12 protein-coding genes are annotated in these 14110 nt (G+C 72.8%); 4 read left to right on the top strand and 8 right to left on the bottom strand.

What is annotated here, in order from left to right; all coding sequences use genetic code 11:
• Positions 1–2: 2 nt before the first annotated feature.
• Positions 3–947 (bottom strand): LysR family transcriptional regulator, encoded by a 945-nt coding sequence (locus tag OHT51_RS20845; RefSeq protein ID WP_328880442.1) that lies wholly within the window; start codon positions 945–947, stop codon positions 3–5.
• Positions 948–1119: 172 nt separating this feature from the next.
• Between OHT51_RS20845 and snpA the strand changes: the two genes are divergently transcribed.
• Positions 1120–1803: a snapalysin gene (snpA, locus tag OHT51_RS20840; RefSeq protein WP_328880441.1), complete on the top strand. Its 684-nt coding sequence runs from the start codon at positions 1120–1122 to the stop codon at positions 1801–1803.
• Positions 1804–2022: 219 nt separating this feature from the next.
• Here the strand turns inward: snpA and OHT51_RS20835 are convergent, their stop codons facing one another.
• The 3 genes from OHT51_RS20835 to OHT51_RS20825 form a co-directional block, all read right to left on the bottom strand.
• Positions 2023–3975 carry an FUSC family protein gene (locus tag OHT51_RS20835; RefSeq protein ID WP_328880440.1) on the bottom strand — a complete coding sequence of 651 codons (1953 nt, stop codon included), beginning with the start codon at positions 3973–3975 and terminating at the stop codon, positions 2023–2025.
• Positions 3976–4016: 41 nt separating this feature from the next.
• Complete coding sequence (locus OHT51_RS20830; protein WP_328880439.1) at positions 4017–5030, bottom strand: endonuclease/exonuclease/phosphatase family protein; 1014 nt, start codon at positions 5028–5030, stop codon at positions 4017–4019.
• A 93-nt stretch (positions 5031–5123) separates the two neighbouring features.
• Positions 5124–5903 carry an alpha/beta fold hydrolase gene (locus OHT51_RS20825; protein WP_328880438.1) on the bottom strand — a complete coding sequence of 260 codons (780 nt, stop codon included), beginning with the start codon at positions 5901–5903 and terminating at the stop codon, positions 5124–5126.
• A gap of 88 nt (positions 5904–5991) precedes the next feature.
• Here OHT51_RS20825 and OHT51_RS20820 point away from each other — a divergent pair, with 88 nt between their 5' ends.
• Positions 5992–7311: an aminotransferase-like domain-containing protein gene (locus tag OHT51_RS20820; RefSeq protein WP_328880437.1), complete on the top strand. Its 1320-nt coding sequence runs from the start codon at positions 5992–5994 to the stop codon at positions 7309–7311.
• Here the strand turns inward: OHT51_RS20820 and OHT51_RS20815 are convergent.
• Complete coding sequence (locus OHT51_RS20815; RefSeq protein WP_328880436.1) at positions 7226–8152, bottom strand: hypothetical protein; 927 nt, start codon at positions 8150–8152, stop codon at positions 7226–7228. The two genes, OHT51_RS20820 and OHT51_RS20815, sit on opposite strands and share 86 nt — an antisense overlap.
• A 100-nt stretch (positions 8153–8252) precedes the next feature.
• Complete coding sequence (locus OHT51_RS20810; protein ID WP_328880435.1) at positions 8253–8708, bottom strand: hypothetical protein; 456 nt, start codon at positions 8706–8708, stop codon at positions 8253–8255.
• A gap of 165 nt (positions 8709–8873) precedes the next feature.
• Here OHT51_RS20810 and OHT51_RS20805 point away from each other — a divergent pair, with 165 nt between their 5' ends.
• Positions 8874–10064, top strand: a complete 1191-nt coding sequence (locus tag OHT51_RS20805; protein ID WP_328880434.1) for a PP2C family protein-serine/threonine phosphatase — start codon at positions 8874–8876, stop codon at positions 10062–10064.
• A gap of 70 nt (positions 10065–10134) precedes the next feature.
• Complete coding sequence (locus OHT51_RS20800) at positions 10135–11199, top strand: hypothetical protein (protein ID WP_328880433.1); 1065 nt, start codon at positions 10135–10137, stop codon at positions 11197–11199.
• 32 nt (positions 11200–11231) lie between these two features.
• Here the strand turns inward: OHT51_RS20800 and OHT51_RS20795 are convergent, their stop codons facing one another.
• Both OHT51_RS20795 and OHT51_RS20790 read right to left on the bottom strand, forming a co-directional pair.
• Positions 11232–13232, bottom strand: coding sequence for a YncE family protein (locus tag OHT51_RS20795; RefSeq protein WP_328880432.1), 2001 nt, complete (start codon positions 13230–13232; stop codon positions 11232–11234).
• A gap of 187 nt (positions 13233–13419) precedes the next feature.
• Positions 13420–14025 carry a chloramphenicol phosphotransferase CPT family protein gene (locus OHT51_RS20790; protein WP_328880431.1) on the bottom strand — a complete coding sequence of 202 codons (606 nt, stop codon included), beginning with the start codon at positions 14023–14025 and terminating at the stop codon, positions 13420–13422.
• Between the last annotated feature and the right edge of the window lie 85 nt (positions 14026–14110).

Here is a 14110-nt window from a genome sequence, read left to right as displayed (position 1 = left end):
GACTAGGGAAGGGCTGGGACCGGCGGCTGCCGCTCACCGTCGTGTTCCAGCCACTCCCGGTACGCCGGCGCCTGCCGCGCCGCCTCCCAGTACGCCTCCTCCAGCGCGGGATAGACGCCGTCGAGGTCCGTCTCCGTACGGGCCGCGAGGAGGAGCCGTACGCCGAGGGGGTCGCCGTGCAGGCGCCGTACCGCCATCGTGGGGCTGTCGGCGTGGGTCGGCTGGCAGACGGCGACGACCTCGCCGGTGGCGACCAGGGCGTCGGCCGTGTAGTAGTCCCCGTGCAGGACGTGGGGATTGACGCCGGCCGCGCGGAACATCCGCTGCACGGCGTCCCACTCGCCGTCGACCGTCGGATCGACCATCCAGCGGTCGTCGGCCAGGTCACGCAGGGCGACCTCGGACTTCGCCACGGCCGGGTGGTCGGTCGGCAACGACACGAACTGCGGTTCGCGCTCCATCAACACGCGTAGCCGCAGCTCGGCCGGGATCCGCAGCGGGCAGCCCTCCACCTCGTGCACGAAGGCGACGTCCAGCTGGCCGTCGGCGACCATGCGCAGCAGGGCGTTGGGGGAGACATTCATGTGGAGGGTGGGGTCCTGGCCGTGGCCGCGCAGCCGGCGCAGCCAGCCCGCCAGGGCCTTGCTCGCGGTCGAGCCGACCCGCAGTTCCGGGCCGCCCACCGCGGCCGCCCTCGCCTCGGCCACCAGGGCGCGCATATCAGCCACCAGCGGGCGGGCGCGGCTGAGGACCAGCCGGCCCAGCGGTGTGGGCCGGCAGCCGGTTCTCGCGCGCAGGAACAGCGCGCCGCCCAGCTCCTGCTCGATCCGTCGCAGTTGCGTGCTCAACGATGGCTGGGCGACGCCCAACTGGCGGGCGGCCCGGTGCAGACTGCCGGTGTCGGCTATGGCGCACAGCGCGCGGAGGTGTCTCACCTCGAGCTCCATGCCCTCGGAGACTAAAGCGGAACAGCAGGTTTCACCAGCCGCACAAATCCCCCCGGATGCCCGCCAATTGGGGCCCCGGTAGGGCAGGGCTATCGCCGATTGCCATCATCACAGCGGCCTCACAGGCGCCGACACTCGCCTTGACGACTCACCCCCCACCTAGGAGTCATCGATGCGTATGTCCACGTCCATGTCCGCCCGTACGGCGGCGGCAGTCGGTCTCAGCGTCGCGGCACTCGGCCTGGGCACGGCAGCCCCGGCCACCGCGGCCCCGGCCCACACCTCTGCCACCGCCACCGCCACCGCCGGCTACGTCGCCAAGTCCGCGGAGTCCGACGCCAGTCGGGCCTTCTTCGAGGCGGTCGTCAAGTCCGTCGCCGAGAAGCGCGCCGCGAACCCTCGCGCCGCGGCCGTCACCGTCGTCTACGACGCCTCCGGGGCACCCACGTTCAGCGCGCAGATAGCCAGAAGCACCCAGATCTGGAACAGCTCGGTGTCCAACGTCCAGCTCCAGCAGGGCTCGAACGCCGACTTCACCTACCGCGAGGGCAACGACCCGCGCGGCTCGTACGCCTCGACCGACGGTCACGGCAACGGGTACATCTTCCTCGACTACGCGCAGAACCAGGAGTACGACTCGACTCGCGTCACCGCGCACGAGACCGGGCACGTGCTGGGTCTGCCGGACCACTACGAGGGCCCGTGCAGTGAGCTGATGTCGGGCGGCGGTCCCGGTCCGTCCTGCACGAACCCGAACCCGGACGCCAACGAGCGCTCCCGCGTGGAGCAGCTGTGGGCCAACGGGTTCGCCGCGGCGATGGACAAGGCGCTGCACAAGGTCGCTGCGGCCCGCTAGCCGCGGAATTGAGCCACCCCCCACACACGGCGCGGTCGCCCTCCTGCACGGGGCGGCCGCGCCGCTTTGGGGTTGGGTGCTGTGCGCCCAATAGCTCGGGTGGCTTGTCCTTGCGGGCGGCTGCGGGTGCGTTGTGGCTGGTCGCGCAGTTCCCCGCGCCCCTGGGTGGGCTGCCGCTCAGGTTCCCTGTGGCGCTGGGTGGGCTGCCGCTCAGGGGGCTCAATGGGGTGACGCGATTGCTCTTGCCGCTGCCACCTCCTGGCGTACGGGCTCCAGCACGCTGCCCTCCGGGCCCGTCAGGTCCGTGCGGACCTCGTACAGGGTTTCCGACTCGCGTAGGCCCTCCGCCAGTTCCCTCAGTTGGCGGGCCACCTGGGTCGCCTCCGTGGTGGACGGTGGAGGTGCGCCGTGGGCCACTCGTACCCTCGCCGCCGTGGTCGCGTCGACGATGCGTTCCACCGCTACGACCAGGGGCCACCAGGCGGCTGCCCGGCGGCCGGTGGGCGGGGGCTCGGTCAGGGCGCGCTGGAATTCGGTGCGGATGGCGGAGAGGGTGCGGTAGAGGCCGCGGCGCATCCGGGCGCGGGCCGGTGGGTCCACGGGGTCCGGGCCGAAGGCGCCCTCCACATAGCGGGCCGTGTCCTGCACCGCGTCCGCGAGCCGGGCGCCGACCCGGGTGTGCCAGCTCTCCGGCCACAGCAGGTAACCGGCGATCAGGGCGATCGCGCACCCCATGAGGGAGTCGCCCAGGCGGGGCAGCAGCAGGGCGGTGCCCTGATGGCTCAGGACGTCCGACAGGAGCAGGATCACCGGCGTGATGGCGGCCGTCTGGTAGCCGTATCCGCGCGGGGTGAGCGCCGGGATCAGCGGTGCCAGCAGGAACAGCACCGGTACGTCCCACCAGCCGCGCGGCACCTCCGCGAGCACCGCCGCCGCGATGACCAGCCCGGCGACCGTGCCGAGGGCACGCAGCAGCGCCCGGGAGAAGACGGAGCCGAAGTCGGGCTTGAGGACGAAGGTGATGGTCAGGGCGACCCAGTAGGAGCGGGGGACCGGGATGAGGGACACCAGCGCCTGGGCGATCCCGATGCACAGGGCGAGGCGCAGGCCGTAGCGCCAGGAGGCGGCGGAGAGCGTGACGCCCCGCAGTGCGCGGGCGGCGCGGATGCTCAGGGCGGCCGGGCGGCCCAGGCGGTCGTCGATGCCGCGCGGGTCGACGTCCGGGTTGGCGACGACGTCGGCGGCGTGCCGCAGTGCGTGGTCGACGGCGCGGCCGGTCTCGGTCGTCGGGGTGGGCAGTTTCAGCCCTGTCGGTCCCGTATGGCCGCTCTCCACGGCGGAGGCGAGATGCCGTACCGCCGCCGGGACCTCGGGCGGGAGGGGGTTGCCGCTGAGGCGGGCGGCGGGGGCGGCCTCCACGACCGGGGTGATGGCGTTCAACTGGGCCAGCAGGCGGGTGAGTTCGGGGCTGCGGCCGTGATGGCGGGCGCGGTGGGCGAGGATGATGTCGTAGGACTGGTTCAGGGACTGGGTGACGGCGTGTCGGCCGGCGTCGTACGCCTGGCTGGTGCCGCTGTCGCTGCCGCCGACCTCCAGCAGCTCGGCGACCGCCCGGTAGCTGTCCGCCACCGCGGCCCGTTCCGGCACCCCCGACCGCAGCGGCCAGGCGAGCAGCGCGAGGACCAGGACGAGCAGCCCGCCGCCTGCCATCAGTAGCGGGGCCATCCACCACTCGCCCGGCAGCGGCAGCCCCGCGCCGATCACGGACGTCAGCAGCAGCAACAGCCCCGACACCGAGGCCACCGCACCGATCGTCGAGATCATCCCGGACACCAGCGCGACGCCGGTGACGGCGGCGACGGCGACCCAGCCGTGGCCGTACACCAGGGCCCCGAGGGCGATGCCGACCGCGCCGAAGAGCTGCGGGATCGCGATCGTGGGGATGCGCAGGCGGTAGGCGGAGGCGGTGTCGCTGATGACGCCGTTGAGGGCGCCCATCGAGGCGAGGGCGCCGTATCCGGGGCGGTCGACGGCGAGCCCGACGGCCAGGGGCAGGGACAGCGCGATGGCCGCGCGGATCACGGCGGGCCAGTTGACGGAGGCCGGCTGGGCCCGGAGGTTGCGCACGAGCCAGTCGGGCGGGGTGAGGCCGATGGGTAGCTCGCGGGACATGGGGCCCATTATGGGCACGCTTGTTCAGCTCGTCGTCGGCCTCATCGCCGCTGGTGAAGGGTGACGTCGACGAGCAGGGCACGGTGGTCGGTGTCCGGCAGGTCGAGGAAGCGGGCGGTACGGGCGGAGAAACCGGCCGAGAGGAGCACGTGGTCGATCTGCACCCCGAAGGCCGGCGCGGTACGGGCCGGCCAGCTGGGCGTGCGGTCCTCGCCGGTGAGCCGGGTGGCGTCGCGCAGACCGGCGTCGAGGATGCGGCGGAAGGCGGCGTGGTCCTGGGAGGCGTTGAAGTCCCCGGCGAGGACGACCGGGGTCCTGCCGTCGCCGCCGGCGCTCTCGGCGGTGAAGTCCCGCAGGTCGCCGAGCTCCCGGCGCCACAGGTCGACATGCTGGGGCAGCGGCGGCATGGGGTGCGCGAGCTGCAGCCGTACGGCATGTCCGCGCACGTCGGCGATCGCGCCGGGCATGGCCATGGTGCCGTCGACGCCGTCGGCCGGGTCGAGCGGGAAGCGGCTGAGGACGACCGACCCCGCCGACCCGGCCTCGATCTGTGCCGCCCGGTGCGGATAGTCGGTGCCGAGCGCTTCCTTGAGCCCGGCGTCGCAGGTGTACTCGCACTCCTGGACGAACACGACGTCCGGCCGCTCACGGCGGACGGCGGCGACCAGGGCGTCGGTGGCCTGCCCGAACTCGACGTTCGAGGTCAGCACGCGGAAGGAGACGAGCGGGGCCCCGCCCGGCCGGCCGGTCTTCCCGTACGGCTCGATGTACCAGGCCAGCAGCCCGAGGAGGGCGACGGCCCATACGACGCCGAACCACCAGCGTGAGAAGAGCGCGGTCAGCAGTCCGAGGCCGGTGGGCACGAGCAGCCACGGCAGGAAGGCGAGGAGCTGGGGGACGGGGGTGATGCCGTCGACGTCGGCGACCCGGCAGCCGATGACCGCGCTGACGCCCAGGAACAGCAGGGCGGCCGTCCATCTGCCGAGCCTGTGCCCGGCCCGTCGTCCTGACTCGCCGTCCCGGGACGCCGTCCACTCGGCAGCCGCTGTGTCCAAGTCCAGGCCTTCCGCTCGCGGGTGGGATGCCCGAATCCTCCCTCAAAGACGGGGGTCATGGGGCGAAGGTTGCGTGGCGGCCACGAGTACGGATCACCCGTCCACCCGCGCCAGGAACTCCCCCAGCGCCTCGTCGAACTCCCCCGGCCGCTCCAGGTTCGGCATGTGGGCCGCGCCCTCGATCACTCGCAGGGTCGAGTCCGGGAGGGCCGCGTGCATGGCCTGCGCGTCGGAGACGGGGGTGTAGGCGTCGTCCGCGCCGACGACGACCAGGGCGGGGACCGCGACCCGGGTGAGCAGGTCGCGGTAGTCGGGGCGTTCGGCGCGTCCGCGCAGGGCCGCCGCGGCACCCTCGGGCGGGGTCGCCGTCATCATGCGGTGGACGTGGGCCTTGACCTCGGCGTCGGCGTACGGCGCGACCATCTTCTCCAGCACCTCGTCGGCGTATCCGCGCATGCCCTCGCGCAGCAGCCGGTCCGCCATGGCGTTGCGCGCCTTCTTGCCTTCCGCGGTCTCCGCCGCCGGGAACGTGTCGGCGAGGACCAGACCCCGGATGCGGTGGGGGAAGCGGGCGTAGCACTCCATGACGATCTGGCCGCCCATCGACAGGCCCGCCAGCACGAAGGTCTCCACCTTGAGGTCGTCCAGCAGGGCCTCGATGTCGTCGGCGAAGGCGGAGAGCGGGGTGACGCCGGGGACGACCGGGGAGGCGCCGTAGCCGCGCAGGTCGGGGGTGACGACCCGGCGGGCGGCGGCGAACGTCTCGATCTGCGGGGCCCACATCGTGCGGTCGAAGGGGTGGCCGTGGACGAGGACGAGCGGGGTCGACGAACTATCGACTCCTTTGTCCTCGTATGCGAGGAAGGGGCTCATGTGGACGACCCTAGATCGCCCCAACTCCTCGGTGCAATAAGATCTTTGCCCTCGGTGCAATCCGGGGCCCGTGGATGGGGGGAGTCTCATGGACGACTATCGGCGTCTCGCCGACCGCATGGCCGACGACATCGCCACCGGCCGGCTCAGGCCGGGCCAACGGCTGCCCCCGCAGCGGGTGTTCGCGCGGCGGCGCGGGATCGCCGGGTCGACGGCGGGGCGGGTGTACGCCGAACTCGTCAGGCGCGGGCTGGTCGTCGGCGAGGTGGGCCGCGGGACCTTCGTGCGGGCCGCTCCGGCGGGGAACGGGCGGGCCCTTGTCGAGGCCGCGACCGCCGCGCCGGTCAACCTGGAGCTCAACTACCCCTCCGCGCCCGGCCAGTCGGAGCTCCTCGCCCCCGCCCTCGCGCCGCTCCTGCGCCCCGACGTCCTGGCCGACGCTCTGCGTCCGGCCGCAGTCACCGGCACACCTGAAGCCCGCCGAGCGGCGGCCCGCCTCCTCGCCACCCCGCACTGGCGCCCCGCCCCCGACCGGATCCTCTTCACCGGCAACGCCCGCCAGGCCGTCGCCGCCGCCCTTGCCTCCCTGGTCCGGCCGGGCGGCCGGGTCGGCGTCGAGGCGCTGACGTATCCCGTGGTCAAGGAGATCGCCGCCCGGCTCGGCATCACCCTGGTGCCGCTGGCCACGGACGAGGAGGGCCCGCGCCCGGACTCCGTCGCCGCCGCCCACCGCACTGCTCCGCTGGCCGCCCTCTACCTGCAGCCGACCCTGCACAACCCGACCTCGGTGACGACGAGCCCCGAGCGCCGGCGCCGGCTCGCCGATACGGCCGCCGACTTGAACCTCCCTGTCGTCGAGGACCGCATCTGGTCGTTCCTCACGGACGACGACCCCCTCGCCGCCCACGCGCCCGGCCTCACCCATGTCGTCGACGGCCTCTCCAAGCGCGTCGCGCCCGGGCTCACCGCCGGCTTCCTCGTCGTACCCGAGGAGCGGGTCGAGACCGTGGCCGCGGCTGTCCGGTCCGGTGGGTGGAGTGCGGGGCGGTTCGCGCTGGAGGCGGCCGTGCGGTGGATCGGGGACGGGACGGTGGAGCGGCTGGTCGCGGCCAAGCGGGCGGACGCCGGGCGCCGCCGGCGGATCGTCGACGAGGAACTGCGCGGGTTCGCCGTACGGTCCGATCCCCGCGCCTATTTCGCCTGGTGGGAGCTGCCCGCGCCGTGGCGCGCCGACACGTTCACGGCCGCTGCCGCCGCGCACGGCATCGCGGTGACGCCCGGTCCCGCCTTCGCGGTGGATCCGAACCGTACGCCGGACGCCGTCAGGCTCGGGCTCGCGTCGGCTCCTGAGCCGGATCTGCGGCGGGCGCTGCGGACGCTCGGCGGCGTCGTGCGAGCAGGTCCGTGAGCCGGCAGACCAGAGCCACGGCCAGGCCGAGGGCGATGAGCAGCCAGGACACCGTGCGCAGGGTCTGGGTCAGGGCGTCGTAGACCGCGCCCGCGGCCGGGCGGTGGGCCGCCTCGGCCAGCCCGGCCAGGGTGAGCCGGCGGCCGATCACCAGCGTCAGGAGCAGGAGCGCGCCGCCGAGGGCCGTGCCCAGCGCGGTCGCCGTGACCGCGCGGCGGCGGCAGGCGGCGACGGCGATGCCGGTCGCGGCGAGCGCGACGGCGGAGACGGGCAGCCAGAACCCGGCGACTTGGAGCACGTCGTATCCCTTCCTGAGCCGGTCCAGCTCGTGGGCCGGGAGCACGGGGACGTCGGTGTGCTCGACCGGGATGTGGTGCGCGAACGGGATGCGGTCCTCGGTGAGCCGGCGTTTGACCTGGGCGGTGACCGGGGCGAGGTCGACGGTGACCGTGCGCCGCTGTCCGTCCTGGAGGGCGCTCAGCACGGCGTCGTGGACGGCCCTGTTGCCCGCCTCCCAGGCGGTGCGGAAGGCCTCGGTCCGGGTGAAGGAGTGCACCGCGTCCTGCACGAAGGGGCGCACGGCGCCGCTCTCGGGCGAGACCGGGGAGACGGGGGAAGCGTCCAGTCTGTCGCCGACCGCGTCCATGATCCCGGCGCCGACGGTGTCCGCGACGGCGCCCTGCACCGCCGGATCGTGGGCCAGCGGCGCCATCGTGGTCACATACCGGCCGGTGTCGACCAGCGCGTACGTCACCCACGCCGCCAGCGCGCCGAACGGCACGAGGAGGCACGACAGGGCGATCAGCACTGCCGACAGGGCGTTCCGCAGACGGGTGGGCACCCTCTCAGGCAAAGGTCACCGGGGGCGGGGCGCCAGCGATGTGCCTGCATACGGCGGCACTGTTCCGCTCTCCCGTGCACCGTTCACCCGAACGGGTGGCTCAACGGAGGCGGTGGCCCTGGGCGTCCTCGTGCGTGTAGTAGCGGTAGAACAGCACGACGAAGAAGGCCGCGCCGATCGCCAGTCCCATGATCGAGGACCTCAGGACCGAGTTGCCGCCCTGGCTGTACAGGAACCCGAACGTGCCGCCCGCGAAGGCTGCCCACAGGACCGCGTGCAGCTCCCGGATCACCTGCGAGGCGACCCAGCGCACGGCGACGTACAGCACCATGAACGCGGCAGCGGTGACGAAGCCGAAGAGCAGGTTCCAGCCGGTGATCTCCCCGCCGGCGCGCCGGTTCGCCGCGGCCCAGTAGCCGTAGACCAGCCCGAGGACGACCGGCACGGCCACACTCGCGACGCGGTGCGTTCGCGCGCTGAACACATCGGGCAGACCGCTCAACCCGGTCGTAACCGCCCGCCGGGCCCGCCTGGGCACAGGTGCCGCATGAGCCATGAGAGCACTCCTCTCTCTGCGCGCCCCCGCCATCCAGAGCACACCTGGGGAGGTCGGGTGGCAAGTCGGCGGTGCAGATCGGTGCAGATCCGGCCCGTCCGGCGTTCGAGGACGGGGCCGGGGACCCGGATGCGGCGCGTCGAGCGCCGTGTTTCGCTGAAGCCCATGAGGGCCGTAAGCGACGGTGAAGCCGGCCCGCAGGGCGACGCGCGCCGGTCGGGGCTGCTGAGCGTGCGCGGTCACAGCGTTGCCTGGGTGCCGCCGCTGGTGTTGCTCGTCGGCATCGTGGCCATCGACTTCAGGACCAGCAGCGACTTCCGGATCCTGTCCTGGATCGTGCTGGTGCCCGGTATCGCCGCGGCGATCTGCGGGGTGTGGGGAACGGCGATCTTCGCGGTGCTCGCACCCGCCACCTACCTCGCCGCCGACGCCGCCCTGCCGCACGAGTACCAGGCAGGCCTGCCCGACCTCGTCCTCGCCGGCATCGGAGGTGTCCTCGCCACGCTGGCCTGCGTGGTCCGCGTGCGCGGTGAGCGGCGCATGCTGCACATACGGGACGTCGCCGCCACCGTCCGCCGTACCGTGCTGCGCCCGCTGCCGCCGGGCTGGGGCGGCCTGGAGCACGCGGCCGTCTATCTCGCCGCCGACAGCGAGGCCAGGGTCGGCGGGGACTTCTACGACATCCAGATCGGCCTGCACGGCACCCGCGTCATCCTGGGCGACGTCCAGGGCAAGGGGCTGGGCGCCGTGGAGGCGGCGGCCGCACTGCTCGGCACCTTCCGTGAGAGCGCCTACCACGAGCCGGACCTGGCGAAGGTCGCCGTACTGCTCGAGGAGCGGCTGCAGCGGCACATCCGCCTGCGCGCGGCTCTCGGCAAGGAGGAGGGAGACCGGTTCGCCACCGCCGTCCTGATCGGCTTTCCCGAGGAGCAGCCGGACACGATCGACGCCGTCGTCCTCGGCCACGACTGTCCGCTCGTCGTCGGCCCCGACGGTGTGGAGCCCCTGCCGCCCGGCCACGCCCTGCCTCTCGGCTACGGCGGTCTGGCACCCGCCGACGGTCCGCCGCCCGTGCACCGGGTGCCCCTGCGGCCCGGCGAGACCCTGCTGCTGACCACGGACGGTGTGACCGAGGCCCGGGACGGCGACGGCGTCTTCTTCCCGCTCGACACCGAGGTCGCCAAGGCCGTCGCCGCCGACCCGGACATCGCACAGCCCCGGCGCCTGGTCGACTTCGTGCGGGAGAGCACGCTGCGGCACTGCAGAGGGCATCTGTCCGACGACACGACGGTGTTCGCGGTACGGCGGGCGGCCGGTGTGGGGAATGGGGACGGAAGCGGACGTTTGCAGCCTTGAGATCCCCTCTTTGCACCCGCAGCGGTTACGGTGCTGCCGTACGTGATCGACGGGGGATGGGGAGGGACCGATGCCCGGAACAGTGCTGTTGCTCGCCGCTTCACCGGCGGGCAGGGGCTGTCTGGTGGACGCCGCCTCCGTGCTCCCGATCCTCGCGGCGGTCCCGCCCGCGGTGCTGTCCGGCACGGACACCGCCAACGTCGTCGAACTCGCCGACCCCCTGGAGCCGCAGGCCGTCCTCACCCGTCTGCGGGCCGCGGCCGTCGCCCCCGGCCCGCTCACCGTCTTCGTCGCCGGCCAGCTGCAACTGGACCGCCGCCAGCACCTGCCCCACCTGGCGCTGGCCCGGTCCACCCCGTCGACCGTGCGCTACAACGGCTTCCCCTGGCACTGGATCCGCGAGGAACTGCGCCTGCGCGCCCCGGGTTCCACCTCGCTGGTCCTCGATCTGCACGCCGACCACGAGACCTGGCAGTGGCTGCTCGCCAACCCGCTCGACTCGGGCCGCAACCACGCCGTCTACGGCCGGATCGCGGCGCCGCCGAACCGGCGGACGCTGGCGGGCCCGGCGTACATGAAGGCGGTCGCGACCCTGCTGCGCAGCGGACACCGCCCGCCCCTGGACCAGTTGCACCAGCAGGCGCTGTCCCGGATCGCCCCCGAGGCCGGGGTCGGGATCGACATCGTGCTGACCGCGCAGGGCCCCGCGCCGAGCGACCCGCACGCAGCCATCACCAGTGCCGTCCAGGCGGGCCGGCACGCGGACGCCGACGCGCTGGCCGCCCGGTACGAACAGACCGCCGTCCACACCCATGGCCACGCCTCCGAGGAGGCCCTGCACTGGGGCGAGGTCCGCGCGGACCTGGCGATGCTGGCCGGGGACCCGGTGCGCAGCTGCCGCACCTGGCTGACGGTCGCCTCGTCCCGGCTCTCCGCCGGACAGGCCCCGGACGCGCCCGCGGTGGAGGCCGCGGTGGACCGTGCCCACCACCAGTGGGGGCAGATCCACGACACGGCCCTCGCACGCGAACTGGGACCCGTCCTCGTGGAGTTGAGGAGCCGGGTGCCGGGACGCCGGCGCGGCGCCCTGGAGAACGTCCACCGGCAGCTGCGGCAGCTGCAGGTCAGCGGCTGACGGTTCGGCGATGACGGTTCGGTGATGACGGTTCAGCGGGTGAAGGTGAAGTACTTCCAGCCGCCGTACGTCGTCGTGTTGACGTTGTCGCCCGATGCCGGGTCGATGTAGGAGGAGCGGATCCGGAAGCGGGTGCCCGTGGGCGGGTTGTCGTCCAGGAGGACCGAGTCCTTGCCGTAGCGGTCCAGGCCGAAGTACTCGGTGGCCGTGGTGTGCCAGGCGCCGCTGTAGAACTGCTGGATCTGGAACTGGTACTTGCGGCCCGGGTACATCGTCATCGTCGTGTTGAGGAGCGGGTCCTTGGTCTGGCGGAAGTAGTAGTACTTCGCGTTCCAGGCGGTGGCCGTCTTGTAGTAGCCGCTCAGCGACGTCGATACGCTCACCCTGGTGTAGACGGTGTTGGTCGTCGTCTTCGCGGCGTACCGCGTGTCACCCGTGAACTTCGCGCTGACCTTGGCGTCCCGGGTCAGACGCAGGCTCGCCGTCAGGTTGCCCTTGGAGTCGACCGTGCCCTTCTTCACCAGCGTGTTCGGCTTGTCGGAGCCGTGCGGGTCGGCCCAGATCTCCACGCTGCGGTTCTTGTACGTGGTGCCGAGGTGCGCGGTGAAGGTGACGTTGCTGTTGTAGTCGTACACCTTGCCGTTGTTGTTCAGCGTCAGCGTCGTCGCGGTCTTCGCAACGGTCACCGAGTCCGAGGCGGTGGCGGGGGCGTGCGCGGCGTCGCCTGCGTAGGCGGCGGTGTACGTCACCTTGCCGCCGGCCGGCGGGGTGTCCGTGAAGGAGTACGTCCCGTTCGCCGCGACGGTCGCCGTGCCGAGCGCCTTGCCGGTCCTGGACTCGTCGTCCGTGCGCGTGACGGAGACCTTGGTGCCGACCGGGAACGCGGCCGAGGAGGCCAGCGTGCCGGTGAGCGTGAGGGCCTTGGCGCGGGTTGCCGTGGCGGGGGCGTCGACCGTGAGGGTGGTGGCCGCCTTCGTCGGGGCGTCGAAGATCCGCAGTGAGTAGGCGTCGTTGCTGTTCAGCGACACCGCGAACAGCTTGCTCTCGTCCGGCGCCCAGGCCAGGCCCCGGGCGGCGAGGGTGTCGGAGCCGCTGGTGGAGCCGGTGTTGGGGAGGTCGTACTGCTTGAGAGGGTTCGGCTCGCCCTGCTTGAAGACGTGCACGTCCGGGTCGTACCAGGAGCTGGTGCCCGCCGCGACGTCCCCGTTCGGGGCGATGTCCACCGCGTTCGGGTAGGTGTTGGTGACGTACTTGCCGTCCGCGGACAGGTCGGAGAGCTTGTAGACCGCCTGGTAGTACGGTGCCCCGCTGGCCGTGATGACGTCCTTGCCGTCCGGCGTGACCGCGAGGTCGGCGAGGTTGCCGCCGCCCGTGTTGCCCGGGTCGAAGGCGTGCGCGGTCCGGCTCGCGGTGCCCGACGCGACGTCGTACACGGCGAGGACGACCGGGCTCTGGCCCGGGGCGCCCGCGACGAGCGTGCCCGGGGCGCCCGCGGAGGCGTCCAGGATCGGGGCGTCGTAGAAGGTGCGGGCGCTGTCCTGGCCCAGGGTGACGACCGGGTCGGTGCCGCTCAGGTCGAGCGAGCCGATGTTGCCGTCGCCGCCGGCGCCGTAGCTGAACCAGAGCTTGCCGCCGGTGAGGGCCACGTACCTGGGGCCGGCGTTGGCGCCGGTGGCGTAGCGGTGGGCCTCGGTCGCGGTGGCCGTGTCGATGGCGACGACCGCGTCGGCGTCCGCCACGGCCGCGTACACGGTGCCCGAGTCGGGCGACAGCTCCAGTCCGCGGACGCCGGGCAGGGGGCCGACGGTGCCGACGAGTGCGCCGGCGTAGTCGGTGACGAGGACCTGGCCGGCGGTCGGGTCGCTGATGAAGACCCGGTGGTGCACCCCGTCGACGACCATGTCGCCGGTCGACTTCAGGGGCAGGGACGTGCTGGAGTCGGCCGCCGCCGACCCGGCGCCGGTCGCGACCAGGGCGACCGAGCTGAAGAGGACCGCGAGTGCTGTCGCGGTCGGAAGGGTGCGTCTACGCACGGTTTTTCGAACCCCCCGGAACGAAAAATAAGTGAGGCGGGCGCGGCAGATGAGGGCACGCGAGCCGCCGTGAGTGATCGAAGGCTAGGTCATGGCACTGACAGTGGGGTGAAGGGCTGCGTAAGAGATGGGTGAGACAGAGGGGCCCCGCCGACGGGACGAAGGGGGGGACAGCTGATCTGCCGCTCTACTCCCTCAATGCACACCGGAGTTCCTCGAACGCGGTCGGGCGAGGCCGGTTCGGCAGGAAGTCGCGGATGCGGAGGGCGCATTCCGCCGGGGTGAGGGCGTCGGTGTGGACGTCGAGGTCGTGCGGGCCGTGGGAGTGCACCTGGTCGAACTGCAGGGCGGCGAGGCCCGGTTGGCGGTCGCCTCGTTCGCGCTCCCGGCGTTGCAGCTCCGGCAGCGGACAGCGGACCCCGATCAGGACCGTGTCCTCGGGAACGAGCAGGTCGAGGAGGTCCAGCAACCGCCAGCGGCGGCTGAGCGGGTAGTCGACGACGAGGTTGTTGCCGGCCGCGGCCATGCCGGCGACCGCGCGGTGGAAGCCCTTGGTGGTGCGGTCGATCTCGGCCTGGAGGTCCTCGTCGGCAAGGGGGCTGCCGCCGCGCATCGCGTGGAAGGCGTCCACCGGCAGGTGGAACCAGGTGCCGTCGAGGACGTCGAGGAGCGCACGGGCGATACTGCTCTTGCCGGAGCTGGAGGTTCCGTTGAGCAGGACGACCGTTCCCCGGGTCGCCGTCGCGGGGATGCGGGCATGCGGGTCGGCGTGGTCATGGACGTGCGTCGGCAAGGCGGGTCCCCGTGCGAGTGGTGGTGGCCGTTGTGGTCGGTCAGTGAGATCTACGGCGTAGTCGACACCGGGATGACATGCTGGG

The sequence above is a fragment of the Streptomyces sp. NBC_00299 genome, from assembly GCF_036173045.1.
Lineage (GTDB): Bacteria > Actinomycetota > Actinomycetes > Streptomycetales > Streptomycetaceae > Streptomyces > Streptomyces machairae.
This window is presented reverse-complemented; position numbering and strand designations above follow the sequence as displayed.

What these genes read in the sequence shown, in the direction of transcription:
- OHT51_RS20845 (WP_328880442.1), bottom strand. Translation starts at nt 947, where the DNA reads ATGGAGCTCGAGGTGAGACACCTCCGCGCGCTGTGCGCCATAGCCGAC.
- OHT51_RS20810 (WP_328880435.1), bottom strand. Translation starts at nt 8,708, where the DNA reads ATGGCTCATGCGGCACCTGTGCCCAGGCGGGCCCGGCGGGCGGTTACG.
- OHT51_RS20805 (WP_328880434.1), top strand. Translation starts at nt 8,874, where the DNA reads ATGAGGGCCGTAAGCGACGGTGAAGCCGGCCCGCAGGGCGACGCGCGC.
- OHT51_RS20820 (WP_328880437.1), top strand. Translation starts at nt 5,992, where the DNA reads ATGGACGACTATCGGCGTCTCGCCGACCGCATGGCCGACGACATCGCC.
- OHT51_RS20825 (WP_328880438.1), bottom strand. Translation starts at nt 5,903, where the DNA reads ATGAGCCCCTTCCTCGCATACGAGGACAAAGGAGTCGATAGTTCGTCG.
- snpA (WP_328880441.1), top strand. Translation starts at nt 1,120, where the DNA reads ATGCGTATGTCCACGTCCATGTCCGCCCGTACGGCGGCGGCAGTCGGT.
- OHT51_RS20835 (WP_328880440.1), bottom strand. Translation starts at nt 3,975, where the DNA reads ATGTCCCGCGAGCTACCCATCGGCCTCACCCCGCCCGACTGGCTCGTG.
- OHT51_RS20800 (WP_328880433.1), top strand. Translation starts at nt 10,135, where the DNA reads ATGCCCGGAACAGTGCTGTTGCTCGCCGCTTCACCGGCGGGCAGGGGC.